Source organism: Arthrobacter sp. zg-Y844 (assembly GCF_024385465.1).
Classification (GTDB): Bacteria; Actinomycetota; Actinomycetes; order Actinomycetales; family Micrococcaceae; genus Arthrobacter_B.
Map to the genome: position 1 here is coordinate 459,801 of NZ_JANFLS010000002.1, position 26,682 is coordinate 486,482.

Consider the following 26,682-nt stretch of genomic DNA (forward strand, 5'->3'; position numbering starts at 1 on the left):
TGCAATGCTAGTGCCCGGCCGGATCGGCAGGCGCCGGCATGTCGTCCTCCGCCCCGGCATCCTGTGCCGGCTCGGCGAACTGTGAACGGTAGAGCTCGGTATAGAACCCCTCGGCCTCCAGCAGCGCAGCATGGGTTCCCTGCTCCACGATCTGCCCGTCCCGCACCACCAGGATGATGTCCGCGTCCCGGATGGTGGACAGGCGATGGGCAATCACGAAGCTCGTGCGGTCCTGCCGCAGGGCGTTCATCGCCAGCCGGATGGCGATTTCGGTGCGGGTGTCCACGGAACTGGTGGCCTCGTCCAGCACCAGGATGGACGGGTTCGAAAGCCAGGCCCGGGCGATTGTCAGCAACTGCCGCTGGCCCTGGCTCAGCGCCCCGCCGTCGTACCCGAGCACGGTGTCGTAGCCCTCCGGCAGGGACCGGACGAAGTGATCCACATGGGTGGCCTGCGCCGCCTCGACGATCTGCTCCTCGGTTGCATCGGGTGCGCCGTAGGCCAGGTTCTCCCGCACCGTGCCCTCGAACAGCCAGGCGTCCTGGAGCACCATGCCGATGTGGCCGCGCAGTTCCTCGCGGCGGAGCCGGGCAATGTCGATGCCGTCGATGGTGATGCGGCCCGCGTCCACCTCGTAGAAACGCATCAGCAGGTTGACCAGGGTGGTCTTGCCGGCGCCGGTGGGACCCACGATGGCCACGGTCTGCCCGGGCTCCGCGGTGAAGGACAGGTTCCGGATCAACGGCGCATCGGGGCTGTAGCTGAAGGAGACGTCCTCGAAGGCCACCCGCCCCCGCACCGCCTTCAGGTGCTCGGGCCGGGAGGGGTCCGGCTGCTGTTCCTTCGCGTCAAGGAGGGCGAACACCCGTTCGGCGGACGCGACGCCGGACTGGAGCATGTTGATCAGCCCGCCAAGCTGTCCCAGCGGCTGGCTGAACTGGCGGCTGTACTGCACGAAGGCCTGCACGCCGCCGATGGACAGCTGCCCGTTGGCAACCTGCAGTCCGCCGACCACCGCCACGGCCACGTAATTCAGGTTCGAGATGAACGTCATGGCCGGCATGATGATGCCCGAGACGAACTGGGCCCGGAAGGCGGAGCGGTACAAGCGGTTGTTGGCGGGGGCGAAGCCTTCAATGATCCGCTCCTGCTGGCCGAAGGCCTTCACCACGTCCTGGCCGGTGAACATTTCCTCGATATAGCCGTTTACCTCGCCGGTGGACTTCCACTGGGTCTTGAACTCTGCCTGCGAGCGCCGGGCAATGAGGACGGTGACCAGTGCAGAGACGGGCACGGTAATCACGGCGATCAGCGCCAGCAGCGGGGAGATGGAAACCATCATTGCGAGCACGCCCACGATGGTCAGGACCGAGGTGATGATCTGGGTCAGGCTCTGGGAGAGGGTCTGGGCCAGGTTGTCGATGTCGTTGGTGACCCGGCTGAGGACGTCTCCCCGCGATTGCTGCTGGAAGTGGGACATGGGCAGCCGGAACAGTTTGCCGTCGACGTCGCGGCGCAGCCGGTACATGGCGTTCTGCACAATGCGGGCGGTCACCCGTGCCTGGAACCAGCCGAACGCGAAGGCCGCCAGGTAGATGCCCAGCACGCCGAGCAGGATCCCTGCCAGTCTGCCGAAGTCCAGTCCCTGCCCCGGGACCACGTCCATTGCCGCGAGCATGTCCGCCAGTTCCCGCTCCCCCGAGTCCCGCAGTGCCTGGACCTGGGCGTCCTTGGACACCCCCGCGGGCAGGCCCTGGCCGATGAAGCCGTCGAAGATGACGTTGGTGGCCTCCCCGAGGATCCGTGGCGCGCTGACGGCGAGCGCCACGGAGACGACGGCGGCAACCAGTACCGCCGCTACCCGTACCCGGTCCGGTGCCATCAGCACCAGGATCCGACGGACACTGGAGGCGAAGTTCTCCGGCTTGGCCGTTGCGGCGGCTCCCGGGCGCCCCCGTACCCCCGGCGTACTCATGCCACTTCCTCCGCGGTGAGCTGCGAAGCAACGATTTCCCGGTAGGTGTCCGAGGATTCCATCAGCTCCGCATGGGTTCCCTGACCTACGATCCGGCCTTCTTCCAGCACCAGGATCTTCGCGGCGTCGGTAATGGTGTTCACCCGCTGTGCCACGACAACTACGGTGGCATCCCGGGTCTGCGGCTTGAGTGCCGCCCGGAGCCGGGCATCCGTGGCGAAGTCGAGGGCGGAGAAGCTGTCGTCAAAGAGGTAGATGGACGGCCGGACCACCAGGGCCCGGGCAATCGCGAGGCGTTGCCGCTGTCCCCCGGAGAAGTTGGCTCCGCCCTGTTCCACCTGGTGGTCCAGTCCTCCCTCGGCTGTCCGCACGAAATCTGCCGCCTGGGCGGTCTCCAGGGCTTCCCAGAGTTCGGCGTCGGTGGCGTCCGGCCGGCCGAAGCGCAGGTTCGAGGCGATGGTTCCGCTGAAGAGGTAGGCCCGCTGGGGAACCAGCCCGATACCGCGGCGCAGCGAGGAGAGGGTGACCCCGGCAATGTCCTGCCCGTCGACGGCGATGCTGCCGGAGGTGGAGTCGAGCAGCCGCGGGACCAGGTTGAGCAGCGTGGTCTTCCCCGCCCCCGTGGAACCGATGATGGCCGTGGTCTCCCCGGGCAGGGCTTCGAAGCTGAGGTTGAACAGCACCGGGTCCTCCGCGCCCGGGTAGCTGTACCCGACGTCGGTAAAGGTGAGCCGCCCGCCGTCGTACGCCAGCGTCCCCGCCCCGGGGGCATCCGCAACGCTGGTCCGGGTATCCAGCACCTCGAAGATCCGTTCGGCGCAGACCGCTGCGCGGGGAAGCATCATGATCATGAACATGGACATCATCACCGCCATCAGGATCTGCATGATGTAGGCAATGAACGCCGTAAGCGCACCGATCTGCATCTGCCCGGCGTCAATCCGGAAGGCGCCGAACCACACCACCGCGACCGTGGCGAGGTTGGCGATCAGCATGGCGGCGGGAAACAGCAGGGCCAGCAGCTGGCTCACCCGCAGCTGGGTGGAGGTGAGGTCCCTGTTCGCCCCGGCGAAGCGTTCCTGCTCGGAGTGCTCCCGGATGAACGCGCGGATGACGCTGATCCCCATGATCTGTTCCCGCAGGACCGAGTTGACCCGGTCGATCTGCCGCTGGGCCCGCCGGAACAGGGGAATCAGCCGCTTCAGCACCAGCCCGATCACCAGGAACAATGCCGGCAGGATCAACAGCAGGATGCCGGAGAGCGGTATGTCCTGGTTGAGGGCCAGCAGGACCCCGCCCACTCCCATGATGGGAGCCGAAACCATCATGGTGAAGGTCATCAGCAGGGTCATCTGCACCTGCTGCACGTCATTGGTGGTCCGGGTGATCAGCGACGGCGGCCCGAACAGGCCGACTTCCCGGGAGGAGAAGGTCTCCACGTTGGTAAACAGCGCGGCCCGGATGTTGCGGCCGGCACTCATGGCCACCCGCGACGCCAGATAAGTGGCCGCGACGGAACACAGGACCTGACCCGCCGTGACGGCAAGCATCCACCCGCCCACCTGCATGATGACGCCCGTATCTCCGGTGACCACGCCGCGGTCAATGATGTCCGCGTTGAGGGTAGGGAGGTACAGCGTGGCGACGGTCTGCAGCAGCTGCAGGAGAACGACGGCGGCCACCGCGCCTTTATAGGGGGCCAGGTTTTCCCGGACCAGCCTCAGAAGCATCCTTGCAACGTACGCCCGTCCGCGAGCGCAGACAATACCCGGGTAAGACTGCTGCCCCCCGGGGCCGGGACAGGGCCGGATCGCTAGACTGGCGGGATGGAGGATCTGGAGAACATCACTATCCGCAGCGTGTCCGTCAGCGAGATGGACAACAACGTCTACCTGCTCACCGGTAAAGCATCCGGTGCGCAGGTACTAATCGATGCCGCCGCCGACTTCCCCGCCATCCAGCAGCTGCTGGCCGAGGGTGCGCAGGACGCAGCGGTACCGGCGAAGCTGGAAATGGTCATCACCACGCACAGCCACTGGGACCATGTCCGGGCGCTCGCCGAAACGGTGGCGGCCACCGGTGCCCGGACCGCAGCCGGCACGGCGGACATCCCCGACATTGAGGTGCCCACGCTTGTTCCCCTGGAGCACGGGGACACCGGCACGTTCCCGGACTTCGAGCTGGAGGCCATCTCGCTGCGCGGCCACACGCCCGGGTCTGTGGCGCTGCTCTACCGCGATCCGCACGGTCCGGCCCACCTGTTTACCGGGGATTCCCTCTTCCCCGGCGGGCTGGGCAACACGCAGAAGGACCCGGAACGGTTTGCCCAGCTCTACCAGGACGTATTCGAACGTGTGTTCGATTACCTGCCGGATGACACGGTGGTGCATCCGGGACACGGTGCCGGCACCACGCTGGGCGCCGAGCGTCCGCACCTGCGGGAATGGAAGGAACGCGGCTGGTAGCTGCCGCGTTCCGTACCGCCAGGGCGCGCCGCTAGCCCGCCTTCCGCCCCACCATGAACAGCCGCCGGAACGGGAAAACGGTTCCCCAGGCCTGCCGCGGATAGGCCTGGCGCAGCAGGGCCGCGTAGTCGGTTTCGAAGGCGGCGAAGTCCTCGGCGGACAAGGCATCGATGACCGGACGCAGGGCGGTGCCGCGCACCCACTCCAGTACCGGGTCCTCACCGGCCAGGACCTGGGCGTAGCTGGTCTCCCAGACGTCCGCTTCGAAGCCGGCCTCGGTGAAGAGGGCCAGGTAGTCCACGGGCTCGTCCACGGCGCCGGCATGGCGCAGCACCCCCTCCAGCTTCGGGGCCCAGCGGGCGCTCGCCGCCAGTTCCCGCATCAGCACATGGGAAGGTGCCGTGAAGTTGCCGGGGACCTGTACGGCCAGCCAGGCGCCGTCGTCGAGCTGCTTGGCCCAGCGGCGCAGCAGCTCCTGGTGACCGGGCACCCACTGCAGTGCGGCGTTGGACACCACCACCTCCGTGCCCGGCTCCGGTTCCCAGTCCTCGATCCGGCCCTGTACGAAGTCCAGGTTCGACGGCGCGCCGTCCAGCGCCCGGGCCGCGGCGACCATCTCCTGCGAGGAATCGACGCCGGTAACCTGCGCCTGCGGCCAACGGGCCGCGAGTGCGGCGGTGAGGACGCCTGTGCCGCAGCCCAGGTCCACCACCCGGGCCGGGGAAGAAGCCGCTACCCGGGCCGTGAGGTCGAAGAACGGGCGGTCGCGGTGCGAGGAGAACTGTGTGTACTTTTCGGGATCCCATTTCATGGTCCCGAGACTAGCCGCCGCACCCTGCGGAAAACGGGACCGGCACGGCCCCGTTAGTCTGGTATGGACATGAAACTTCTTGAGCAGCTTGCCTCCGGCCCGTCCAGCACCCGCACCATCGATCCCGACGAGACCTACACGTCCTTCCTGGAGTGGGTGGAGAGCCGGGGAATGTCGCTGTACCCGGCGCAGGACGAGGCAGTGATGGAGCTGGTGACGGGCAACAACGTCATCCTGGCCACCCCCACCGGGTCCGGCAAATCTATGGTGGCGATTGCTGCGCATTTCCATGCCATGGCGCACGATGAGCGCAGTTACTACACCGCCCCCATCAAGGCCCTGGTGTCGGAGAAGTTCTTTGCCCTGTGCGAGATCTTCGGTGCCGAGAACGTCGGCATGGTCACCGGCGACTCCTCCGTCAACAAGGACGCCCCGATCATCTGCTGCACCGCGGAGATCCTGGCCAACATCGCCCTGCGCGAAGGGGCGGACGCGGACCTGGGCACCGTCATCATGGACGAGTTCCATTTCTACTCGGACCCGCAGCGCGGCTGGGCCTGGCAGGTTCCGCTGCTGGAGCTGCCGCAGGCCCAGTTCCTGCTCATGTCCGCCACCCTGGGCGACATGACCCGGATCGCCAATGAGCTCAGCGAACTCACCAACCGGGACACCGTCACGGTGTCCTCCGTGCAGCGGCCCATCCCCCTGCACTACTACTACGTGGAGACACCGGTCCAGGAATCCCTGGAGGAGCTGCTGGCCACCAAGCAGGTGCCGGTCTACGTAGTGCACTTTTCCCAGATCGAAGCCATTGACCGGGCCCAGGCCCTGATGAGCATCAATGTCTGCACCCGCGAGGAAAAGGACCGGATTGCGGAGCTGATTGCCGGCTTCCGGTTCGCCCCCGGCTTCGGCAAGACCCTGAACCGGCTGGTCCGGCACGGCATCGGCGTGCACCACGCCGGCATGCTGCCCAAGTACCGCCGCCTGGTGGAGCAGTTGGCGCAGGCCGGCCTGCTGAAGGTCATCTGCGGCACTGACACCCTTGGGGTCGGCATCAACGTGCCCATCCGCACAGTGCTGATCACCGCCCTGTCCAAGTACGACGGCACGCGCACCCGGCCCCTGAAGGTCCGCGAGTTCCACCAGATCGCCGGGCGCGCCGGGCGGGCCGGCTATGACACGGCGGGCACCGTCGTCGTACAGGCACCGGAACATGTGATCGAGAACGTCAAGGCGATGGCCAAGGCGCAGGCGAAGTTCGGTGATGACCAGAAGAAGCTGCGCCAGGTGGTGAAGAAGAAACCGCAGGCCGGGTTTGTGTCCTGGGGCAAGCCCACCTTCGAGAAGCTGGTGGACGGTACCCCGGAGCCGCTGACCTCCAGCTTCAACATCACCCACTCCATGCTGCTGAACCTGCTGGAGCGCCCGGGTGACCCGTTCACCGCGGCCAAGAAACTGCTCACCAACAACCACGAGACCCGGTCCTCCCAGCTGGCCCTGATGAAGAAGGCCCTGAGCATCTACCGGGAGCTGAAGACCGCCGGCATCGTCGAGGTGCTGCCCGAGCCCGACGCCGACGGCCGCACCGTCCGCCTGAAGGTGCACCTGCAGCCGAACTTCGCCCTCAACCAGCCGCTGTCCCCGTTTGCCATGGCCTCCCTGGAGATCCTGGACCCGGACAGCCCGTCCTACGCCCTGGACGTGGTGTCCGTGATCGAGGCGATCATGGAAAAGCCCCGGCAGGTCCTCTCCGCCCAGGAGAAGAAGGCCCGCGGCGAGGCGATCGCCGCCATGAAGTCCCAGGGCATCGAGTACGACGAGCGGATGGCCCTGCTGGAGGAAGTCACTTATCCGCAGCCGCTGGCGGAGCTGCTGGAGCAGTCCTTCGAGGTGTACCGGTCCGGTGCTCCCTGGCTGGGCGAGTTCGAACTCAGTCCCAAATCGATTGTCCGCGACATGTACGAGCGGGCCATGAGCTTCGGCGAATACGTGCAGTTCTACTCGCTGGCCCGTTCCGAAGGCGTGCTGCTGCGCTACCTCTCGGACACCTACAAGGCCCTGCTGCACACCGTCCCGCCGGAACGGCTGCGCGAAGACCTGGAAGACATCATCGAGTGGCTGGGCGAGCTGGTCCGCCAGACCGATTCCTCGCTGCTGGACGAATGGGAAGAGCTGACCAACGGCATCAACCCCGATGCTTCGAACGAACCGGTCCTTCCGCCGGTGCCGGACCGGCTGACCGCCAACGTGCGGGCCTTCCGGGTCATGGTCCGCAACGAGATGTTCTCCCGGGTGAAGCTCTTTGCCGACGAGGACGACCGTGCCCTGGGCGAGCTCGACGGCGACGCCGGCTGGGACGCCGACCGCTGGGCCGAGGTCCTGGACGCGTACTTCGAGGAACACGAGGACATCGACGACGGTCCCGACGGCCGCGGCCCGAACCTGCTGATCATCAAGGAACTGCCCGGCAAATGGGAAGTCCGGCAGATCTTCAAGGACCCGGCCAACCACCTGGACTGGGGCATCACTGCGGAAGTGGACCTGCCCGCCTCGGATGAAGCCGGCAGCCCCGTCATCAAGGTGATCACCGCCGGCCGCCTGGATTAGGCTGGGCAGCATGCAGATCCGTCCCGCACGTCGAGAAGACGTTCCCGTCATCCTCGAACTGATCCATGACCTTGCCATCTATGAAAAAGAGCCGCACGCGGTAAAAAACACCGTGGAGGCCCTGGAAGCCAACCTCTTCGGCGAGCACCCGGCCATCTTCGCCCACGTGGCGGTGGAGCACGGAGCGATACAGGGCTTTGCCCTCTGGTTCCTGAACTACTCCACCTGGGAGGGCGTGCACGGCATCTACCTCGAGGACCTCTATGTCCGGCCCGAGGCCCGGGCCGGGGGCATCGGCAAGGCGCTGCTGCGCACGCTGGCGGAAACCGCCGTCGAGCGCGGCTACGCCCGGGTCGAATGGTGCGTGCTGAACTGGAACGAACCCTCCATCGGCTTCTACAAATCCCTGGGTGCCGTCCCGCAGGATGACTGGACCACGTTCCGGCTCGCCGGGGACGCACTGGCCAGCTTCGGCACCTCGTCAGAGGCGGCGAAGTGACCGCCGTCCCGCACATCCCTGTCCCCCACTCCGCCTCGCGCATCTACCCGGTGCGCGGCATGAATGTGACGGACCACTGGTTTACCGTGCCGCTGGACCACTCGGCTCCGGACGGCGAAACCATCACGGTCTTTGCCCGCGAATACGTCGACGCCGAACTGCCCGCGGGTGACATCGAAGACCTGCCGTGGCTGCTGTACCTGCAGGGCGGCCCCGGCGGCAAGGGCAACCGGCTGCTGCAGTTCGGCGGCTGGACGAAGGCGGCGTCCAAGCACTTCCGGATCCTGATGCTGGACCAGCGCGGCACCGGGCTTTCCACTCCGGCGGACCGGCAGACCCTGCCGCGCCGCGGAGACTCTGCGGCGCAGGCAGCGTATCTCACCCATTTCCGGGCAGATTCAATTGTGGCCGACGCCGAACTGATCCGGCAGGCCCTCGGCTCAGGGCCGTGGAGCACCTACGGGCAGAGCTACGGCGGCTTCTGCACCCTGACCTACCTCTCCTTCGCCCCCGAGGGACTGCGCGAATGCCTCGTCACCGGCGGGTTGGCCCCCTTGACGGGACCCGCGGACCGGGTCTACGAGGCAACCTTCCGGCGGGTGGCGGCACGCAACGCGGAGTACTTCGGACGCTACCCGGAAGACCGGGAGACCACCACTCGGATTGCCCGGCACCTCGAGTCCGTCCCGGAGTTCCTGCCCACCGGGGAACGGCTGACCGTGCGGCGTTTCCAGATGGCCGGGTCCTATCTGGGCGGCAACACCCGGGTGGACGGGCTGCATTACCTGCTGCAGGAAGCCTTCGTTCCCACCCCCGACGGCGAACGCCTCTCGGATACCTTCCTGGAGGCCGTCCACGGGCTGGTCACCCGTGCCCCGAATCCGCTGTACGCGGTGATGCACGAGTCCATCTACGGCCAGGGCGAGGCCACCAACTGGGCCGCGGAGCGCGTCCTGGAGTCCTTCCCCGAGTTCGAACCCACGGCCACGGAACCGCTCTTCACCGGCGAGATGGTCTACCCGTGGTACTTCGACGAGGATCCGGCGCTCGTCCCGCTTCGCGGCACGGCAGAACTGCTGGCCCGGAAGTCGGACTGGGATCCCCTCTACGACACCGCCCAACTGGCGCGCAACACCGTGCCCGTGGCCGCGGCCGTCTACACGGACGACATTTACGTGGACCGGGAGCTTTCCCTGGAGACGGCCGGCGCCGTGAAGGGACTGCAGGTCTGGGAAACCGCCGATTTCCACCACGACGGAATTGCGGACGACGGCGAGGCCATCTTCAACCGCCTGCTGGGCATGGTCCGCGGCAAGGACGCGTAGGGTCAAAGGCAAAGGCAGGTCCCCGGCGTACCGGGGACCTGCCTTCGTTGTCTTGGTGGCCGCTACAGCGGACGGTCAGCGAGTTTCCGGACCCATTCCGGGGTGGGCTTGCCGAGCTTGCGGTCGGTGGTGAGCCGGAGCCGTGCGGCCCGGATCTGCACCCGTTCGCGGTCCCGATCGCGTTCGGCCTGATCGGCCTGATCGGCGGGGACCTTAGAGCCTCGTGCCAGCGGCAGTGCTGCTGTTGTCATCGTCAGCCTCCTCCGTTCCGCGTGCGCTCGTGATGTTTTCATTCTGGCTCATATCGCCGGTCGAGTCCACTATCGCCGTCAGCGGGCGTGCCCACGCAATGCTGATGATAGCCGCTTCCTCGGTTCCGGCAAGGTCACTCTGGGCCAGCAGGTCCAGGACGCCCAGGCCCGTCTCCTGGCGGCGGGGATCATCCGACAGGGAGGCCTCGATGGCCCACTGGGCGCGGGTCCACCACTCCGAGCGCTGATCCGCCTTCCGGCGCTGCTCCAGTGTCTTCCAGCCGACAAAGAAGGTCAGGGCGCCGGCGAGCAGGACCGCCAGCGGGCCAAGGGCAGCGAGGATTTCCCACCAGGGTGCGCCGCCGAAAGGAACTGACGCAGCCGCCTCCGGCGGCGGGGTGGGTGGCGGAGAGAACATATCCACACCTTAGCCGCCGCCTGTGACACTCCCGGGCATTAGGTGCGGCTACTGGCCGGTTGTCCGGTCACCCGTCCAGAACGCGTAGGCGGACAACGTCAGGCCGTCGGCTATCTCCCCTGCCGCCATGAGGGCCGGGACACTGTCCACCGGGACCCAGCGGAACCCATCTATTTCACCGTCGCGGGTGAGCGGTTCCGCGGACCGGTCCACGGTGGCCGCGACAACCACTGCATGGCCCTGCAGGAGAGAGCTGTCTGCCCACACGGACCCCAGTACCCGGAAGCGGGCACCCTGCAGTCCGGTTTCCTCTTCCAGCTCGCGCGCTGCATCGCGGACGGCCAGGTCCGGCCCGGAGCCGGCAGGGCTCCCGAACCCCCTCGGAAACTCGAGGAAACTGCGCCCGGCTGCAGGCCGCCAGTGCTCCACCATGGCAAAGTGGCCGTCGGCCACCGCGACGATGACCACGCCGGGGGTGCCGTGTTCCGCAACAAGCCGGTGCTGCAGCCAGGACCTTCCGTTGCGGGTGACCTCTTCGGTCCACAGTTCAAGGCTTGGCGGTCCGGACCAGGCATACACCAGGCTCTGGCCCGGGCGAGGCTCCGGCATCACCGCGGGACTGCCGGGAAGTGGATATGTGCTCTCATTTTCTTCTTTCGCGTTGCGTGCAGCTCGGCAAACTCCACCAGGGGGACACCCAGGACAACCGTAGCTATGGCTGAACCGACGCCGGCAAGCAGGTTGGAGAAAAAGCCCGCCGTCAAGGTGCCGACGACGGCCGGCAGGAGCGTCAGCGCAATCCTCGTCCACATGGCTTTCCGGTCCTCCCCCAGGCTGACCGCGGCATTCGACCTGGCGACGGCATAGGCAAGTGCGTCGGATGTTTTCTGGCTTGGACGGGTCTGCCAATCGTGGATGGCTGACCGGGCCTGATGCCGCAGGACTGCATAAACCTGCGGCGGCATATCGTGGAGGGTGGCCACCAGGCTCCCCTGGAACTGGATGGTTTCACCTCCGGTCGGGCCCCGCCCGCGGCGCTGCGCCTCCTGCATAACGGTGTCCTCGCGGAACCGGAGCCAGTTGGTCTCATGCTGCTCAGCCATGGCGTCGAAATACGCGCCCATCCACCAGTCCTGCAGAAGCGTCGCGTTGCCTGCCAGCCGGGGCGCGTTTGCATCAAGGTAGGACAGTGCGGCGGTACGGATCACGGTTTCCGACAGGAACTGCACGGCGGCGTCGGCCTCCGGCTCCGAATCGCGGAGTTCCCGTACGACGGCGGCCCGCCGGGACAACGCTCCCCTCAGGCCGAACGGTTCCCGGGTCCTTTCACGGACACGTATCTGATCTGCGGCTGCTTCGGCAAACCACGCTTCCCAGGCCCGGGCGAGCTGGTCGAATTCTCCCGTGGGCGCCTGGACATGCTGGTCTGCGTCCAGGCCTTCCCAGGCAGCCTGCAGTTCGGCCGCCACCGTCCGCGCCACCTCGGACGCCGGACAGCTGCGAAGCCGGGCGCTGCTCCTGGCATGGAGGGCGGCCGCCAACGGGCGCGGTGTTTCCCAGAACATCGCCAACGAAGAAAACTCGAACTCCGCCAGGACCGGACTCAACGGATCCGTGCCCAGCAGGAGGAAGCGCAGGCTCTCCTCCAAGGAGGGCTTCCGCGCCACGACGGAGAACGTCTGGTCGAAGGAACCGGTGCGGGCGAGGAGCGTCCGGACGGCATCGGGGCCCCGATCCAGGAAGAAGGCGCCGTCGAGCAGCTGCACATCCAGCAGCAGAATCTCCCGGCTCAGGAGGTCGGCTGCCCGCAGCATGCCCGGGAAAGACACCCGGTTTTCCGGTGCAGCCGCCACGTCCGGGTCGGTAAAGAGTGCCTCGTCGGAGACCAATGAACGGAAAGTGTTCTTTTGCTCCACGGTGTCGAAGTCGAAAACCAGGGTCCGCTTCATTTGGAGCGGTTGTGAGCCACCAGCGTCAACCACGGTGTTGCCCTGCCTCCGGTAGGTTCGTCCGGCGTGCGGTTCCCCCCGGCTCAGTCATCCTGCAACCATAAGCGCGGCCTGGGCGATGACTGAAATTACCGGTCCACGGTCCGGGCCATACCTGGGGGAACGGCGCCCGCCTAGGCGTGCCCGGCGGCCTGCATCTGCCGCAGTTCCTTCTTCAGGTCCCCCACCTCGTCACGCAGCCGGGCAGCCAATTCGAACTGCAGCTCGGCGGCAGCAGCATGCATCTGCTCGGTCATGGACGCGATCAGGCTGGTTAGGTCCTCGGCGGGAGCAGCAGCCAGGCCGTCCTTCCGGACCCCCTTGCCCTTGCCCTTCGTCTTCTGCTTGGCCGCCTCCGCCAGGAGGGCCTTGGTGTCGGCATCCTCGCGCGCCAGCTGGTCCGTGATGTCCGCGATCTTCTTGCGCAGCGGCTGCGGGTCCACGCCGTGCTTCTTGTTGTACGCCACCTGGATTTCGCGCCGGCGGTTGGTCTCATCAATGGCCTTGGCCATGGAATCGGTGATCCGGTCCGCATACATGTGCACCTCGCCCGAGACGTTACGGGCGGCACGGCCGATGGTCTGGATCAGCGAGGTGGAGGAACGCAGGAAGCCTTCCTTGTCGGCGTCGAGGATGCTCACCAGCGATACCTCGGGAAGGTCGAGGCCCTCTCGAAGCAGGTTAATGCCGACCAGCACGTCGAAGGTGCCCATCCGCAGTTCGCGGAGCAGCTCCACGCGGCGCAGCGTGTCGACGTCGGAGTGCAGGTATTCCACCTTGACCCCGTGCTCCAGCAGATAGCCGGTCAGGTCCTCGGCCATCCGCTTGGTCAGCGTGGTCACCAGTACGCGTTCATCCCGTTCGGTGCGGGTGCGGATTTCACCCAGCAGGTCATCGATCTGGCCCTTGCTCGGCTTGACCACCACCTGCGGATCCACCAGGCCGGTGGGGCGGATGATCTGCTCCACGTAGCCGTCGGACTTGGACAGTTCGTACTTGCCCGGTGTGGCGGACATGTAGACGGTCTGGCCGATCCGTTCCAGGAATTCGTCCCATTTCAGCGGCCGGTTGTCCATGGCAGAGGGCAGCCGGAAGCCGTGGTCCACCAGGGTGCGCTTGCGGGACATGTCGCCTTCGTACATGGCACCGATCTGCGGAATGGTGACGTGGGATTCGTCCACCACCAGCAGGAAGTCGTCCGGGAAATAGTCCAGGAGGCAGTGCGGGGCGGTGCCCGGGCCGCGGCCGTCGATATGCCGCGAGTAGTTCTCGATGCCGTTGCAGAAGCCCATCTGCTGCATCATTTCCAGGTCATAGGTGGTACGCATCCGCAGCCGCTGGGCTTCCACCAGCTTGTTCTGCGATTCCAGTTCCTTCAGCCGCACCTGCAGCTCGTCCTCGATCTGGCGGATGGCCCGGTGCATCCGGTCCTCGCCGGCCACATAGTGCGACGCCGGGAAGACGTACATCTCCGTCTCTTCGTGGATCACGTCCCCGGTCAGCGGATGCAGGGTGTAGATGTTCTCGATCTCGTCGCCGAAGAACTCGACGCGGATCGCGTTCTCTTCGTACATCGGAATGATTTCCACGGTGTCGCCGCGGACCCGGAAGGTGCCGCGGTGGAAGTCCATGTCGTTGCGGACGTACTGCATGGCCACGAAGCGGCGCAGCAGGTCATCGCGGTTCATTTGCTGGCCCCGGCGCAGGGTCACCATTGCCTCGATGTACTCTTCCGGTGTGCCCAGGCCGTAAATGCAGGACACCGTAGCCACCACAATCACGTCACGCCGGGTCAGAAGGGCGTTGGTGGCCGAGTGGCGCAGGCGTTCGACTTCCTCATTGATCGAGGAGTCCTTCTCAATGAAGGTATCCGTCTGCGGGACGTAGGCTTCCGGCTGGTAGTAGTCGTAGTAGGAAACGAAGTACTCCACCGCGTTGTTGGGCAGCAGCTCCCGGAACTCGTTGGCCAGCTGGGCGGCCAGCGTCTTGTTCTGCACCATCACCAGCGTGGGCCGCTGCACCTGCTCCACGAGCCAGGCCGCCGTCGCGCTCTTACCGGTACCGGTGGCACCAAGCAGTACGACGTCCTTCTCGCCTGCGTTGATCCGCTCGGCGAGTTCCTTGATGGCGGTCGGCTGGTCACCGGCGGGCTTGTAGTCACTGATGACCTCAAACGGTGCTACGACTCTCTTGATGTCCTGCGCAAGACTCATGCCTATAAAACTACTCCGGTCCGCGGACAGCCGCGGTCCGCTTTGCTAGGGGCTGAACTACCGGCCGGCCCGGCTCCGCGCCTCGTTCAGCGGCACCAGCCGGGTCTCCCAGAGGTCGCGTACGGCGGCCGCCAGTTCCTCGGGGGTGCCGGTGTTGTGCAGGACGACGTCGGCCGCCTCCGCCCGCTGTTCGGGAGTGGCCTGCGCGGCGATCCGGGCGCGCGCGGCCTCGGGATCCATCCCCCGGTCCTGCACCATGCGCTGCAGCCGCACGTCCTCGGGCGCCTCCACCACGACGACGAAGTCGAAGTTCCCGGCCTGGCCGGTTTCCACCAGCAGCGGGATGTCCTGGACCAGGATCCCGTCCGGCGGAGCCTCCGCCGCAAGCTGCGCCGCCCGCGCCCGGACCAGCGGATGGACAATGCCGTTCAGTACGGCACGGCGTTCCTCGTCGCCGAAGACCACGGCGGCCAGCGCCGGGCGGTCCAGCGAGCCGTCCGCGGCCAGGACCTGAGAGCCGAAGGCCTCGACGACGGCGGCCAGGCCTTCCGTGCCCGGCGCCACCACTTCACGGGCCAGGGCATCGGCGTCCACCAGCACGGCACCGCGCTGGACGAGGGTCCGGGCGACCAGGGATTTTCCGGCGGCGATCCCGCCGGTGAGTCCAACCTTGAGCATGCCCCCACCTTACCGCCGTCCCGGGCCGGAACCGCCTACTAGACTGGAAGGGTGAGCGATATCGACGCGGCGGCGGGGCGCTACACCACCATCGCCGGTGAACACCGCGCTGAACTCGAAATCAGACGCTCACGCTTCATCACCGTGCTGCGCCGCACCGAAACCGAGGAGCAGGCGCGCGCCCTGGTGGCGGACCTGCGCCGTGAGTTCCATGACGCCCGGCACCACTGCAGCGCCTTCGTGCTGGGCCCCGGGCGCGAGGTCCAGCGTTCCAACGACGACGGCGAACCCTCCGGCACCGCCGGCATTCCGATGCTGGAAGCGCTCACCAAGCGGGAAACCTTCAACGGAGCGACCGACCTCAGCGACATCACTGCCGTGACCGTCCGCTACTTCGGCGGGATCCTCCTCGGCGCGGGCGGGCTGGTGCGTGCCTACTCCGAGTCCGTCTCCTCGGCCCTCGACACCGCTCCCCTGCTGCGCCGACGGCGGATGCAGCTTTACGGCATTCCGGCCGGACACTCCGCCGCCGGAAGGCTGGAAAACGACCTCCGTACCGCAGGCGTCAGCGTGCTGGGCACGGATTATTCCGCCGCCGGTGCCTCCATCAACGTCGCCCTGCCGGACACCCCCGACGCCCTGGCTGCCTTCCATGCCAGGCTCGCCTCCCTGACCGCCGGAGCCTCCGAACCGGTCCCCCTTGGAACAGAATGGATCGACCGTGAGTGACCCCGCACCGGGCCGGACCGATTTCGACTTTTCCCGACTGCGCCGCAGGCCGGACGTCGAAGCTCCCAACCTGCAGGCCTGGGATACCGCCGACACACTTCTGCTCGACACTGCCGCAGCAGATCTTTCCGCAGCAGCGGACCCGGACCAGCCCGGCGTCGTCGTCATCGGCGACTCCTACGGCGCGCTCACGCTCGGAGCCGCGGCCCGGCACGGGCTGCACAGCCTCCGCGTGCACCAGGATCCGCTGAGCGGCGAACAGGCACTGGATGCCAACGCCGCGGACCTGGGGCTGCCGGACGTTTTCAGCCACCATTCCCTCACGGCGCCGCTTGTGAAAGACGCCCGCCTGGTGCTGCTGCGGCTCCCCCGCTCGCTGGCCGCGCTGGAAGAGATCGCTGCGCTGATCGCGGCCTCCGCCGCACCCGATGTCACGGTCTACGCCGGCGGACGGGTCAAGCACATGACTCCGGCCATGAACGAGGTCCTCGCCCGGTACTTCGGCTCCGTGACCGCCGGGCTGGGCCGGCAGAAATCCCGGGTCCTGACGGCCGGCTCGCCCCTTCCGGCCGGACAGCTCCCGGAACCCTCCTTTCCGATGTCGCAGCGGCACGACGTCGGACTGGCGCGGCCGCTGGAACTCTGGGCCTACGGTGCGGCGTTCGGCGGTACCGCGCTGGATCCCGGCACCCGGTTCCTGCTGCCGCACCTGGCCCAGGCGCGCGCTGCCCGGCGCGCCGTGGACCTGGGCTGCGGGACCGGGACCATCGCCGCCTACCTCGCGCTGACCCGGCCGGGCCTCACGGTCCTGGCTACGGACCAGTCAGCCGCTGCCGTGGCCTCGGCCGCACGGACACTGGCGGCCAACGGCGTGGCGGACCGCGCCGTCGTCACCCGGGCCGATGCACTGGGCCCGCTGCCGGACAGCTCGGAGGAACTGGTGGTGCTGAACCCGCCGTTCCACATCGGTGCCGCGGTGCATGCCGGCATCGCCCTCAAGCTTTTTGCCGATGCCGGACGCGTCCTGCGGCCGGGCGGCGAACTCTGGACGGTTTGGAACAGCCACCTGCTGTACCGGCCCGCCCTGACCAGGCTGGTTGGTCCCACCCGGGAAGTGGCCCGCAACCCCAAGTTCACGGTCACGGTCAGCACCCGGCGCTAACGCCGCATCCGCCGTACGTCCCCTAACGGTGCGGCTTCTTTAATCGGAGAGAGCGCTCTCTTGACAGTGGCGCAGATCACTCCTAGCCTGTAACCGACGCGTAGAGAGCGCTCTCTCAGACTCCGCTCCCGGCGCAGGAACCGCTTTTCTTTCTCCCGCTTTCGTCGGATCACGCCACCGAACCACCTGGCACGGTCTACCACCCGGGATCATCAACTGCTTTACCCACACACAAAGGAGTGACCGTGAAGAATTTCCGACATCCCGCGGCGGCGATTGCAGGTGCTGCCGTAGTGGCCCTGCTGGCCGTAGGCTGCGGCGGCGGCGACAGCGAAGCTGCCAGCGAAGACAATCCCCTCGAACTGACCGTCACCACTTTCGGAACCTTCGGGTATGACGATCTGTATGCCGAATACGAGGAAGCCAACCCCGGCATCGACATCAAGGCCAACAACATTGACCGCGGTGCCAATGCACAGACCGATCTCTTCACCAAGCTCGCGGCCGGATCCGGCGTCAGCGACGTGGTGGCCCTCGAAGAGGGCTGGCTCGGCGCCGTCATGGACGTCTCGGACCAGTTCGTGGACCTGAACGAGTACGGCGCGGAAGACATTAAGGACAACTGGGTCGACTGGAAATACAAGCAGGGCACCGACGCCGACGGCCGGGTCATCGGCTACGGCACCGACATCGGACCGCAGGGCCTGTGCTACAACGGCAAGCTGTTCGAAGCGGCCGGCCTGCCCAGCGACCGCGAGGCAGTCGCCGAGCTCTTCGGCGGAGACGACGCCACGTGGGACACCTACTTCGAACTTGGAAAGCAGTACCACGAGAAGACCGGACAGGCCTGGTACGACCAGTCCGGGTTCGTCTGGAACTCCATGGTGAACCAGATGAAGGAGGGCTACTACACCGCCGACGGTGACTTGAACATCGAAGGCAATGACGCCATGAAGGAACAGTTCATGCAGCTCGCTGCCGGAACCCAGGCAGGGCTCTCCGCCAACGAAACCAAGTGGGACTGGGGAACCGGCAAGGCGTTCACTGACGGCTCCTTCGCCACCTTCGTGTGCCCGGGCTGGATGCTGGGCACCATCCAGGAACAGCTCGAATCGGCCGGCGGCGGCGCGGATTCGGGCTGGGACTTCGCCGATGTCTTCCCCGGCGGCGCCTCGAACTGGGGCGGTGCGTTCCTTGCAGTCCCCGAAACCTCCGAACACAAGGAGGAAGCGGCGAAACTCGCAGCCTGGCTCACGGCCCCCGAGCAGCAGGTGAAGCAGTCGGCGGCGGCCAACAACTTCCCCAGCACCCTTGAGGCGCAGGAACAGCTGGCGGCGGATGCCACTCCGAACCCGATGTTCAACAACGCCCCGACCGGCGCCATCCTGGCTTCACGGGCCGAGGGCGTAGTTGCCCAGTTCAAGGGCCCGGACGATTCAGTAATCCAGGAAAAGGTCTTCGGTGTGGCACTGACCCAGCTTGATGCGGGCAAGGTCGACGGCGAAGGCGCCTGGAATGAAGCAGTTCAACTCCTGAACGAGCTGGTCGTCAAGGACTAGTACCCAGCGGGGCCTCCGGGTATCCGGAGGCCCCCTGATGGACTGTGAGAATCGATATGACCGTAACCATGAAACGGCCCGCGCCAGCCGCGCCGCCGGAGAAAATCAAACCCACGTTCAGGCAGCGGCTCAACATCTGGGACGTCAAAGCCTCCCCTTACCTGTACATATCCCCTTTCTTCCTGCTCTTCGCGCTGGTGGGCCTGTTTCCACTGGTCTACACGTTTTATGTTTCGCTCCACGACTGGCACCTGCTGAAGGGCCAGGGCGAGTTTGTCGGACTGGGCAACTTTGCGGATGTCCTCGCCGACCGCTTTTTCTGGAACTCGCTTTTCAACACGATGAGCATCTTCCTGCTCTCCGCGATTCCCCAGCTGGCCGGCGCACTGCTGATTGCAGCTGTCCTGGACCAGAACATCCGCGCCAAGACCTTCTGGCGCATGAGCGTCCTGCTCCCCTATGTGGTCACCCCGGTTGCCGTGGCCCTGATCTTCACGAACATGTTCAATGAGCAGCACGGCCTTATCAACAGCTTCCTGGGCAACTTCGGGGTCGATCCGATCATGTGGCGCACGGAGACATTCCCCAGCCACGTGGCCATAGCCGCCATGGTCAACTGGCGGTGGACCGGCTACAACGCGCTGATCCTGCTGGCCGCCATGCAGGCCGTGCCCCGCGACATTTACGAATCGGCCGCCATCGACGGTGCGGGTGCTGTCCGGCGCTTCTTCAGCATCACCCTGCCGAGCATCCGCCCCACCATGATCTTCGTAGTCATCACCTCCACCATCGGCGGACTGCAGATCTTCACCGAACCGCGCCTTTTCGATCCGACGTATGCCGGCGGCCCGGAGCGCGAGTTCCAGACCACCGTCCTGTACCTGTGGGAGATGGCCTTCCAACGGCAGGACTTCGGAGAGGCATCTGCCATTGCCTGGCTGCTGTTCCTCATCATCGTTCTTTTCGGAGTCCTTAATCTGGCCTTGTCCAGGCGGATAGCGTCCTCCGACGGCAGGCGGCAGCGCCGCCGGCCGGCAGTGAAAGGGAAGCAAAAGTGAGTATCGTCCAACAAAAGACCGTGCCGCGAACCCAACCGCAGCCGGTGCGCCGCGGTCCGGCACTGCGGCATCGGCTCCTGGGCAACGGCCTTCGCCCTGGCTACCTGACCTACGGCCTGCTGCTTGCTTTCTTCATCGGGTCCTCCTATCCGCTCTGGTGGTCCGCGGTGGTGGGCAGCCGGTCCAATGAGGCATTGAGCCTCACCTGGCCGCCGCTGCTGCCAGGGGGCAATTTCTGGACCAATGTTGCCGAGGTGTTCGACACGATTCCGTTCTGGACGGCCTTGTGGAACAGCATCCTGATCTCGACCATCATCACCGTTTCCGTGGTGATGTTCTCCACGCTGGCGGGGTACGCCTTTGCGAAGCTGCGGTTCCGCGGGAACAACGGGCTGATGGTCGCAGTAGTAGCAACCATGGCGATTCCGACCCAGCTCGGCATCATCCCCCTCTTCATGGTGATGCGGCATTATGGCTGGACCGGTGAGATCGGTGCGGTAATCATCCCGACACTCGTGACCGCCTTCGGAGTGTTCTTTATGCGCCAGTACCTGGTGGACGTCATCCCGGACGAGCTGATCGAATCCGCGCGGATGGACGGCGCCAACATGATCAAGACCTTCTGGCATGTGGCCCTGCCCGCCGCGCGGCCGGCGATGGCCATCCTCAGCCTGTTTACGTTCATGTCGGCGTGGACGGACTTCCTGTGGCCGCTGCTGGTACTCGACGCCGGCAATCCCACCCTGCAGACGGCCCTGAGCCAGCTGCAGTCCAACCGGTATACCGACTACTCGGTGGTCCTTACCGGTGCCGTGCTGGCAACCATTCCCCTGCTCATCCTCTTTGCGGTGGCAGGCAAACAACTTATATCCGGAATCATGCAGGGAGCAGTGAAGGGCTAATGACGAACAACGCCACGGAGTGGAAGAATTTCCCGGCCGGCTTTATCTGGGGGTCCGCCACGGCGGCCGCCCAGGTTGAAGGAGCCGCGTGGGAGGATGGGAAGGAAGACTCCGTGTGGGACGCATTCGCCCGCACCCCCGGAAACATCAGGAACTCCGACACCCCGGCAACCGCGGTGGACCATTACCACCGGATGCCCGCCGACGTCGCCCTGATGAAGGACCTTGGACTAGACTCCTACCGCTTCTCCACCAGCTGGGCACGGGTGCGGCCGGGAGACAGCGGCGCCAACAGTGCGGGGCTGGACTTCTACTCCCGCCTGGTGGATGAACTCCTCGGCGCCGGGATCCTGCCCTGGCTCACCCTCTACCACTGGGATCTGCCGCAGGCCCTGGAAGAGAAGGGCGGCTGGGCCAACCGGGACACTGCGTACCGCTTTGTTGAGTACGCCAATGATGTCTACTCCGCCCTTGGGGACCGGGTGCAGCATTGGACCACCTTCAACGAACCGTTCTGCTCGTCCCTGCTGGGCTACGGGTCCGGGGTACACGCTCCGGGCCGGCAGGAACCCCGTGCGGCCATCGCAGCGGTCCATCATCAGCACCTCGCCCACGGCATGGCTGTCAACGAACTCCGTTCCCGCGGCGCCCAGCAGCTGGGTATCACGCTGAACCTCAGCAACTCCATCCCGCGGGATGGCTCCGATCCCGTGGATCTGGAAGCCGCCCGGCTTTTTGACTCCCTGCAGAACCGGATCTTCCTGGACCCCATCCTGCGCGGCGCCTATCCGGAGGATTCACTGAAGGACCTGGAACCGTTCGGCCTGGGCGACGTCATCCACCCGGGTGACCTGGACATCATCTCCGCCCCGATCGACTTCCTCGGCGTCAACCACTACCACGATGACCTCATCAGCGGGCATCCGGATAACAGCGGAACGGACGGCCACTCCGGCGGTTCCGGCCGGGAAGCTGCGTCGCCGTGGATCGGGGCCGAACACATCACCTTCCCGAGCCGCGGCCTGCCCCGCACCGCCATGGACTGGGAGGTCAACCCCGACGGGCTCCGCCGGCTCCTGGTCCGCCTCGGTGAGGAGTACCCGGCGCTGCCGCCGCTGTACATCACCGAAAACGGGGCTGCCTACGACGACGTCGTGAGCGACGACGGAAGCGTGCCGGATGCCGAACGGACCGGCTTCATCATGGACCACATCGCCGCGGTGGGCCGTGCAATTGAGGCGGGAGCAGACGTCCGCGGCTACTTCGTGTGGTCCCTGATGGACAACTTTGAGTGGTCCTGGGGCTACAGCAAGCGTTTCGGCATTGTCCGGGTGGATTACGACACCCAGCAACGCACCGTCAAGGACAGCGGCCTTGCCTACAGCCGGCTGATCGCAGCCAGCCGGGGCGAAGATTCCGGCACCCGTGGGACGGCTGCCGCGTCGATGGTGTGACGTCCCGTAAACTGGGCACCGATCGGGCGTCTCAGCCCTCAGTCGCGTAGGAGAAAACTGTGAGTGCTGAATCCGGCCAGGCGCGCCCCGCACCGACCCTGGAAATGGTGGCCGCCCTGGCCGGCGTTTCCAGGGCCACGGTGTCCCGCGTGGTCAACGGTTCACCGTCGGTTGACCCGAGCATGGCCGACTCGGTGGAAAAGGCCGTCCGGGCGCTGAACTATGTACCCAACCGCGCCGCCCGGACCCTGGCCAGCCGGCGGACGTATACGGTGACCCTGCTCGTTCCGGAGTCCACCTCCAAGGTCTTTGCGGATCCCTTCTTCGCCAGTGTGGTGGAAGGAATCGCCCGTTATCTGAACACCACCGAATACATGCTCAACATGGTGACCTCCTCGGAATCCAACCCGGAGAAAACCCGCCGCTACCTGCTGGGCGGCAACGTGGACGGCGTGCTCGTGGTTTCACACCACACGGGCGACCATTCCTGGGAGCGGTTGAACGGCCAGCTGCCGGTGGTTTTCGCCGGGCGTCCGCTGGTGGACGCCGGCCAGAGCTACTTCGTGGAAGTGGACAATGAGGAAGGCGCTGCCGCGGCCACGGCCAGGCTCACCGGCGCCGGACGGCGGAGCATTGCCACGATCGCCGGGCCGCAGGACATGCTTGCGGGTGTGGACCGGCTCGCCGGCTGGCGGGCAGAAGTCCGCCGGGCAGGCCTGGATGACGCCCTGGTGGAGACCGGGGACTTTACCGTAGCCTCCGGGGCGGCCGCGATGCGCCGCCTGCTGGACCGCGGCAGGGAGATCGACGCTGTGTTCGCGGCAAACGACCAGATGGCGTCGGGTGCGTATTCGGTGCTGCAGGAACGGGGGCTGCGCATCCCGGAGGATATCGCCGTGGTGGGGTTCGACGACGACTACTACGCCACCAGCCTTAGTCCTGCCCTGACAACCATCCACCACCCGATCACCGCCCTCGGGGCAAAGATGGCGGAGGTGCTGGTGGACCTGATTGAAGGCCGGCCGACCGAACGGGTCAACCGCCTCCCGACATCGCTGGTGGTGCGGGACTCGGCCTAGGCGAGCCTGGGTCATCCCGCAGAATCCGCCATGGGGAACGCCGGTTCCGGACCCAGCCAGAACAGGAACAGCAGGACAACGAATGCCACGAGCGCGGCGTAGGCGCCGACGACGGTGGTGAGCACCGAGGCGGTCATCAGGGCTGCGAACTCGGCACCGGATCCGGCTTCCGCCGTTGTTCCGCCATGATCTCCCCCTGACCTCCCCCTGATCCCCCCTGACCTCTCCCCCTGACCTCCCCCTGATCGACATCGAAAAACCGTTCTCCGGGCTACCCTAGCGGCCGCCCACCCGTCCGCACCCAGACACGCCCGTACACGCAAAAGCGGACCCCCACCGAAGTGGAGGCCCGCTTTAGGCAGTTACACGGTCCGGCTTACCGGACAGCGGAACCAGTGGGAATTAGTTTCCCGTGAGCTTCTCGCGCAGTGCAGCCAGGGCTTCGTCGGAAGCCAGCGTGCCGGCACCCGTCTCGGCAACGGCCGGCTCGGAGGAGTAGCTGGTGGTGCCGGAATCGGTGGATTCCGAAGCAGCAGCGATGTCCTCGGAGTTGTGCTGAGCGACCTGCTTCTTGTGGGCTTCCCAACGTGCCTGGGCGTCAGCGTACTGCTGCTCCCAAGCTGCGCGCTGGGTTTCGTAGCCTTCGAGCCATTCGTTGGACTCGGGGTCGAAGCCCTCCGGGTACTTGTAGTTGCCGGCTTCGTCGTACTCTGCGGCCATGCCGTACAGAGCCGGATCGAACTCGGTGCCCTCGGGATCGACACCCTCGTTGGCCTGCTTGAGGGACAGCGAGATGCGGCGACGCTCGAGATCGATGTCGATGACCTTGACGAACAGTTCGTCACCAACGGAGACAACCTGCTCGGCGAGCTCCACGTGGCGGACAGCCAGTTCGGAGATGTGGACCAGGCCTTCGATGCCGTCTTCGACGCGGACGAACGCACCGAACGGAACCAGCTTGGTGACCTTACCCGGAACAACCTGGCCGAGGGCGTGGGTGCGGGCGAAGGTCTGCCACGGATCTTCCTGCGTAGCCTTCAGCGACAGGGAGACACGCTCGCGGTCAAGGTCAACTTCCAGAACCTCAACGGTGACTTCCTGGCCAACTTCGACAACCTCGGAGGGGTGGTCGATGTGCTTCCAGGACAGCTCGGAAACGTGGACGAGGCCGTCTACGCCGCCAAGGTCCACGAATGCACCGAAGTTGACGATGGAGGAAACAACGCCGGGACGAACCTGGCCCTTTTCCAGCTTGTTGAGGAACGTGGAACGAACCTCGGACTGGGTCTGCTCGAGCCAGGCACGGCGGGACAGAACAACGTTGTTGCGGTTCTTGTCCAGCTCGATGATCTTGGCTTCGATCTGCTGACCGATGTACGGAGCCAGGTCGCGGACGCGACGCATCTCCACGAGGGATGCCGGCAGGAAGCCGCGCAGCCCGATGTCGAGGATAAGACCACCCTTGACAACCTCGATGACGGTACCGGTAACGACGCCGTCTTCTTCCTTGACCTTCTCGATGTCGCCCCAGGCACGCTCGTACTGAGCACGCTTCTTGGAGAGGATCAGACGGCCTTCTTTGTCTTCCTTGGTGAGCACCAGGGCTTCGACCTGATCGCCAACGGAGACAACGTCTCCGGGATCAACGTCGTGCTTGATGGAAAGCTCGCGGGAAGGGATGACACCCTCGGTCTTGTAACCGATGTCGAGCAGGACCTCGTCGCGGTCAACCTTGACAACGGTACCTTCGACGAGATCGCCGTCGTTGAAGTACTTGATCGTTGCGTCAATCGCGGCGAGGAAGTCCTCGGCAGTACCGATGTCGTTGATGGCGACCTGCGGGGTACCGGACTTCTCGTTGGTGGTGATGGTCATGTAGTTGGGACTCCGATGTGGAAGTTGTTTTGTATTCCGGACTGGTTTCCACTAACCGGCGGTTGGGCCGGGTGGCCCCCGCAGGCAAGATACTTGCCCAAGTGAATGCCGAAGGCACGAAAGTGCCGAAGACGAACAGCTTGTTTGCCCGGAGATGGACAGGATTGGTTATAACTTGCGCTATTACGCGCCCGATCAGTCTAGCCGGACCCGCCAACGCAGGTCAAAGGGAACTGCCGGTCCGTGGCTGAAAAATACGCGACTGCCACTCAGGTGATTAGAAATGCGTGCTGCAGTAAGGCGCCGGTCCGGCCGAAAACAGCTCGTCCAGGACGCCCAGGGCCGCTTCCCCGGCCTGCACCGACCCGGCTGCCGCCAGCGTCCGCGCACTCACTGCCCCCAGATACAGGGAACCGAGTGCCGCCGCAGTCAGCTGCACCCGCGGCGTGTCCGCTTCTTTTCCGGCTGCGGCCGGACGCACGGTTCCGACGCCGCCGCGTACCTCGAGCACGAAACTCCCCGCTGCCAGCGCCATCGGATCGTCGACGTCGAGCACTACCGTGCCGTCACCGAAGTATCCTCTGGCAGCAAGTGCGGCAACGGGGTCAAGGATCCGCAGCCACAGGACGTCCTCGACGTGCTTTACCTTGTACCGCCGGCGGTCAGTCAGCATCCACGGCAGCGGATCCTCCACCGGGGCCTCGGAGAAGGACAGCCGGTCCACCAGGTCAATGGATCCGAGGTAGCGCCAGAGTTCGCGGTAGGCCTCGTCGCTGGCCGCCACCAGGTCGGTGACCTTCACTGTGTGCGGCTCGTTCTGCCAGCCCAGCGACTTGTAGGCCGCATAGCCGTCCGGGACGCCGTCTGCGTTGTACCGGAGAACACCGCGCACGGCCAGGTCCGGTTGCGTGTTTTCCCCGCTCCACTCTCCCGCGGCACGCATGGCGTACGCATGCTGCCGGCCCAGGGCGCCGAAGGTGCGTTCCAGATGGGCCCGGAAGATTTCCGGCGCCAGCCCCCGGAGCTTGTCGGCGTCGGCAATCGCGATACTGCCGCGCGGCGGGGCAGCGAATTCGAGGCCGCCGCGGGTGTCCAGTTCGACGCCGGCGGTGGAGGTGGCGGCCCCGAACCCGAAGCGCCCGTAAATGGTTGCTTCCGACGCGGTGAGGGCGGCCACCGCCAGGCCGGAGTCTTTGGCCCGGGTGAGGTCCGCGGTAATCATCCGCCGCAGGATGCCCCGGCGCCGGTGCGTGGGACGGACGGTGACTGCCGTGACCAGGTGCGCGGGCAGCAGTTCGCTTCCCCCGACGTTCAGGTCATTGACCATGGTCCCGTAGGTGGCCACAGGCACGGCCGGATCCCAGGCATACTCCGGCAGGCCGTCGTCGTACACCGCGGTCAGGACGCGGCCGTCCCGCCGGTAGCCGTCCACTTGGGCGGGCAGCCCCTCCGCTTTGGTGCGGGCCTCGTGGAAACCCAGGTTGACGGCGTCGAACCACCTGGCGGTCCGCTCGTCGGCCTTGCCCGGGTCTGCGGCGTCGTAGCCGGCGGGGAAGGAAGCGAACCGCAGCCCGTCCGCGGTGCTGTCCGTGCTGTCCGTGCTGTGGTCCGTATCCATGGTTCCCCCTGTG

23 protein-coding genes are annotated in these 26,682 nt (G+C 66.0%); 11 read left to right on the forward strand and 12 right to left on the reverse strand.

The annotated features are described in order from the left end of the window. Positions 1 to 7: 7 nt before the first annotated feature. Together NNX35_RS08950 and NNX35_RS08955 are read right to left on the reverse strand one after the other, a co-directional pair. Positions 8 to 1,975, reverse strand: coding sequence for an ABC transporter ATP-binding protein (locus tag NNX35_RS08950; protein WP_255766162.1), 1,968 nt, complete (start codon positions 1,973 to 1,975; stop codon positions 8 to 10). After that, positions 1,972 to 3,705: an ABC transporter ATP-binding protein gene (locus NNX35_RS08955; protein ID WP_255867543.1), complete on the reverse strand. Its 1,734-nt coding sequence runs from the start codon at positions 3,703 to 3,705 to the stop codon at positions 1,972 to 1,974. The genes NNX35_RS08950 and NNX35_RS08955 overlap by 4 nt, the downstream gene beginning before the upstream one ends. Positions 3,706 to 3,801: 96 nt before the next feature. On the opposite strand from NNX35_RS08955, the gene NNX35_RS08960 reads away from it, so the two are divergent. Then, positions 3,802 to 4,440, forward strand: a complete 639-nt coding sequence (locus NNX35_RS08960) for an MBL fold metallo-hydrolase (RefSeq protein ID WP_255867544.1) — start codon at positions 3,802 to 3,804, stop codon at positions 4,438 to 4,440. Positions 4,441 to 4,471: 31 nt separating this feature from the next. Here the strand turns inward: NNX35_RS08960 and NNX35_RS08965 are convergent, their stop codons facing one another. After that, entirely contained in the window at positions 4,472 to 5,251 is a 780-nt protein-coding gene (locus NNX35_RS08965; RefSeq protein WP_255867545.1) for a trans-aconitate 2-methyltransferase, read from the reverse strand. Between the two features lie 69 nt (positions 5,252 to 5,320). Between NNX35_RS08965 and NNX35_RS08970 the strand changes: the two genes are divergently transcribed. From NNX35_RS08970 to NNX35_RS08980, 3 genes are read left to right on the forward strand one after another with little or no spacing between them, the layout of a single operon-like run. Further along, entirely contained in the window at positions 5,321 to 7,861 is a 2,541-nt protein-coding gene (locus NNX35_RS08970; RefSeq protein WP_255766158.1) for an RNA helicase, read from the forward strand. 10 nt (positions 7,862 to 7,871) lie between these two features. Continuing rightward, positions 7,872 to 8,360, forward strand: coding sequence for a GNAT family N-acetyltransferase (locus NNX35_RS08975; protein WP_255867546.1), 489 nt, complete (start codon positions 7,872 to 7,874; stop codon positions 8,358 to 8,360). Positions 8,361 to 8,419: 59 nt separating this feature from the next. Continuing rightward, positions 8,420 to 9,685, forward strand: a complete 1,266-nt coding sequence (locus NNX35_RS08980; RefSeq protein ID WP_255867810.1) for an alpha/beta fold hydrolase — start codon at positions 8,420 to 8,422, stop codon at positions 9,683 to 9,685. A gap of 62 nt (positions 9,686 to 9,747) precedes the next feature. On the opposite strand, the gene NNX35_RS08985 is transcribed toward NNX35_RS08980, so the two are convergent. The 6 genes from NNX35_RS08985 to coaE all read right to left on the reverse strand — a co-directional run bounded on the left by NNX35_RS08985 (position 9,748) and on the right by coaE (position 15,233). Further along, positions 9,748 to 9,936, reverse strand: coding sequence for a hypothetical protein (locus NNX35_RS08985; RefSeq protein WP_255867547.1), 189 nt, complete (start codon positions 9,934 to 9,936; stop codon positions 9,748 to 9,750). Next, on the reverse strand, positions 9,899 to 10,354 hold the full coding sequence (locus tag NNX35_RS08990) for a hypothetical protein (protein ID WP_255766155.1): 456 nt from the start codon (positions 10,352 to 10,354) through the stop codon (positions 9,899 to 9,901). Before NNX35_RS08990 ends, NNX35_RS08985 begins: the two co-directional genes overlap by 38 nt. 48 nt (positions 10,355 to 10,402) lie before the next feature. Beyond that, positions 10,403 to 10,963 (reverse strand): NUDIX hydrolase, encoded by a 561-nt coding sequence (locus NNX35_RS08995; RefSeq protein WP_255867548.1) that lies wholly within the window; start codon positions 10,961 to 10,963, stop codon positions 10,403 to 10,405. Further along, a complete protein-coding gene (locus NNX35_RS09000) occupies positions 10,963 to 12,303 on the reverse strand; it encodes a hypothetical protein (RefSeq protein ID WP_255867549.1) in 1,341 nt (446 codons plus the stop codon). The genes NNX35_RS08995 and NNX35_RS09000 overlap by 1 nt, the downstream gene beginning before the upstream one ends. A 173-nt stretch (positions 12,304 to 12,476) precedes the next feature. After that, a complete protein-coding gene (uvrB, locus tag NNX35_RS09005) occupies positions 12,477 to 14,555 on the reverse strand; it encodes an excinuclease ABC subunit UvrB (protein ID WP_229951969.1) in 2,079 nt (692 codons plus the stop codon). A gap of 57 nt (positions 14,556 to 14,612) precedes the next feature. Beyond that, entirely contained in the window at positions 14,613 to 15,233 is a 621-nt protein-coding gene (gene coaE, locus NNX35_RS09010) for a dephospho-CoA kinase (RefSeq protein WP_255867550.1), read from the reverse strand. A 51-nt stretch (positions 15,234 to 15,284) separates the two neighbouring features. On the opposite strand from coaE, the gene NNX35_RS09015 reads away from it, so the two are divergent. The 7 genes from NNX35_RS09015 (at position 15,285) to NNX35_RS09045 (ending at position 23,176) form a co-directional block, all read left to right on the forward strand. Continuing rightward, positions 15,285 to 15,962, forward strand: a complete 678-nt coding sequence (locus NNX35_RS09015; protein WP_255867551.1) for a YigZ family protein — start codon at positions 15,285 to 15,287, stop codon at positions 15,960 to 15,962. After that, positions 15,955 to 17,124 carry a methyltransferase gene (locus NNX35_RS09020; RefSeq protein ID WP_255867552.1) on the forward strand — a complete coding sequence of 390 codons (1,170 nt, stop codon included), beginning with the start codon at positions 15,955 to 15,957 and terminating at the stop codon, positions 17,122 to 17,124. Before NNX35_RS09015 ends, NNX35_RS09020 begins: the two co-directional genes overlap by 8 nt. 245 nt (positions 17,125 to 17,369) lie before the next feature. Continuing rightward, on the forward strand, positions 17,370 to 18,683 hold the full coding sequence (locus NNX35_RS09025; RefSeq protein ID WP_255766149.1) for an ABC transporter substrate-binding protein: 1,314 nt from the start codon (positions 17,370 to 17,372) through the stop codon (positions 18,681 to 18,683). Between the two features lie 56 nt (positions 18,684 to 18,739). Next, positions 18,740 to 19,741 (forward strand): carbohydrate ABC transporter permease, encoded by a 1,002-nt coding sequence (locus NNX35_RS09030; protein WP_255766148.1) that lies wholly within the window; start codon positions 18,740 to 18,742, stop codon positions 19,739 to 19,741. Between the two features lie 20 nt (positions 19,742 to 19,761). Further along, on the forward strand, positions 19,762 to 20,643 hold the full coding sequence (locus NNX35_RS09035) for a carbohydrate ABC transporter permease (protein WP_370647031.1): 882 nt from the start codon (positions 19,762 to 19,764) through the stop codon (positions 20,641 to 20,643). Continuing rightward, complete coding sequence (locus NNX35_RS09040) at positions 20,643 to 22,097, forward strand: GH1 family beta-glucosidase (protein ID WP_255867553.1); 1,455 nt, start codon at positions 20,643 to 20,645, stop codon at positions 22,095 to 22,097. The genes NNX35_RS09035 and NNX35_RS09040 overlap by 1 nt, the downstream gene beginning before the upstream one ends. Positions 22,098 to 22,201: 104 nt before the next feature. Continuing rightward, positions 22,202 to 23,176, forward strand: a complete 975-nt coding sequence (locus NNX35_RS09045) for a LacI family DNA-binding transcriptional regulator (RefSeq protein ID WP_257795032.1) — start codon at positions 22,202 to 22,204, stop codon at positions 23,174 to 23,176. 11 nt (positions 23,177 to 23,187) lie between these two features. Here the strand turns inward: NNX35_RS09045 and NNX35_RS09050 are convergent, their stop codons facing one another. The 3 genes from NNX35_RS09050 to NNX35_RS09060 form a co-directional block, all read right to left on the reverse strand. After that, complete coding sequence (locus NNX35_RS09050; protein WP_255867554.1) at positions 23,188 to 23,313, reverse strand: hypothetical protein; 126 nt, start codon at positions 23,311 to 23,313, stop codon at positions 23,188 to 23,190. A 265-nt stretch (positions 23,314 to 23,578) separates the two neighbouring features. Continuing rightward, complete coding sequence (gene rpsA / locus NNX35_RS09055) at positions 23,579 to 25,051, reverse strand: 30S ribosomal protein S1 (RefSeq protein ID WP_227921792.1); 1,473 nt, start codon at positions 25,049 to 25,051, stop codon at positions 23,579 to 23,581. A 277-nt stretch (positions 25,052 to 25,328) separates the two neighbouring features. Continuing rightward, positions 25,329 to 26,669, reverse strand: coding sequence for a GNAT family N-acetyltransferase (locus NNX35_RS09060; RefSeq protein WP_255867555.1), 1,341 nt, complete (start codon positions 26,667 to 26,669; stop codon positions 25,329 to 25,331). Positions 26,670 to 26,682: the final 13 nt, after the last annotated feature.

What these genes read in the sequence shown, in the direction of transcription:
- NNX35_RS08965 (WP_255867545.1), bottom strand. Translation starts at nt 5,251, where the DNA reads ATGAAATGGGATCCCGAAAAGTACACACAGTTCTCCTCGCACCGCGAC.
- NNX35_RS09060 (WP_255867555.1), bottom strand. Translation starts at nt 26,669, where the DNA reads ATGGATACGGACCACAGCACGGACAGCACGGACAGCACCGCGGACGGG.
- NNX35_RS09050 (WP_255867554.1), bottom strand. Translation starts at nt 23,313, where the DNA reads ATGACCGCCTCGGTGCTCACCACCGTCGTCGGCGCCTACGCCGCGCTC.
- NNX35_RS09030 (WP_255766148.1), top strand. Translation starts at nt 18,740, where the DNA reads ATGACCGTAACCATGAAACGGCCCGCGCCAGCCGCGCCGCCGGAGAAA.
- uvrB (WP_229951969.1), bottom strand. Translation starts at nt 14,555, where the DNA reads ATGAGTCTTGCGCAGGACATCAAGAGAGTCGTAGCACCGTTTGAGGTC.
- NNX35_RS08995 (WP_255867548.1), bottom strand. Translation starts at nt 10,963, where the DNA reads ATGCCGGAGCCTCGCCCGGGCCAGAGCCTGGTGTATGCCTGGTCCGGA.
- NNX35_RS08960 (WP_255867544.1), top strand. Translation starts at nt 3,802, where the DNA reads ATGGAGGATCTGGAGAACATCACTATCCGCAGCGTGTCCGTCAGCGAG.
- NNX35_RS08985 (WP_255867547.1), bottom strand. Translation starts at nt 9,936, where the DNA reads ATGACAACAGCAGCACTGCCGCTGGCACGAGGCTCTAAGGTCCCCGCC.
- rpsA (WP_227921792.1), bottom strand. Translation starts at nt 25,051, where the DNA reads ATGACCATCACCACCAACGAGAAGTCCGGTACCCCGCAGGTCGCCATC.
- NNX35_RS08975 (WP_255867546.1), top strand. Translation starts at nt 7,872, where the DNA reads ATGCAGATCCGTCCCGCACGTCGAGAAGACGTTCCCGTCATCCTCGAA.
- NNX35_RS08970 (WP_255766158.1), top strand. Translation starts at nt 5,321, where the DNA reads ATGAAACTTCTTGAGCAGCTTGCCTCCGGCCCGTCCAGCACCCGCACC.
- NNX35_RS09045 (WP_257795032.1), top strand. Translation starts at nt 22,202, where the DNA reads ATGGTGGCCGCCCTGGCCGGCGTTTCCAGGGCCACGGTGTCCCGCGTG.
- coaE (WP_255867550.1), bottom strand. Translation starts at nt 15,233, where the DNA reads ATGCTCAAGGTTGGACTCACCGGCGGGATCGCCGCCGGAAAATCCCTG.
- NNX35_RS09000 (WP_255867549.1), bottom strand. Translation starts at nt 12,303, where the DNA reads ATGAAGCGGACCCTGGTTTTCGACTTCGACACCGTGGAGCAAAAGAAC.
- NNX35_RS08990 (WP_255766155.1), bottom strand. Translation starts at nt 10,354, where the DNA reads ATGTTCTCTCCGCCACCCACCCCGCCGCCGGAGGCGGCTGCGTCAGTT.
- NNX35_RS08950 (WP_255766162.1), bottom strand. Translation starts at nt 1,975, where the DNA reads ATGAGTACGCCGGGGGTACGGGGGCGCCCGGGAGCCGCCGCAACGGCC.
- NNX35_RS08955 (WP_255867543.1), bottom strand. Translation starts at nt 3,705, where the DNA reads ATGCTTCTGAGGCTGGTCCGGGAAAACCTGGCCCCCTATAAAGGCGCG.
- NNX35_RS08980 (WP_255867810.1), top strand. Translation starts at nt 8,420, where the DNA reads ATGAATGTGACGGACCACTGGTTTACCGTGCCGCTGGACCACTCGGCT.
- NNX35_RS09040 (WP_255867553.1), top strand. Translation starts at nt 20,643, where the DNA reads ATGACGAACAACGCCACGGAGTGGAAGAATTTCCCGGCCGGCTTTATC.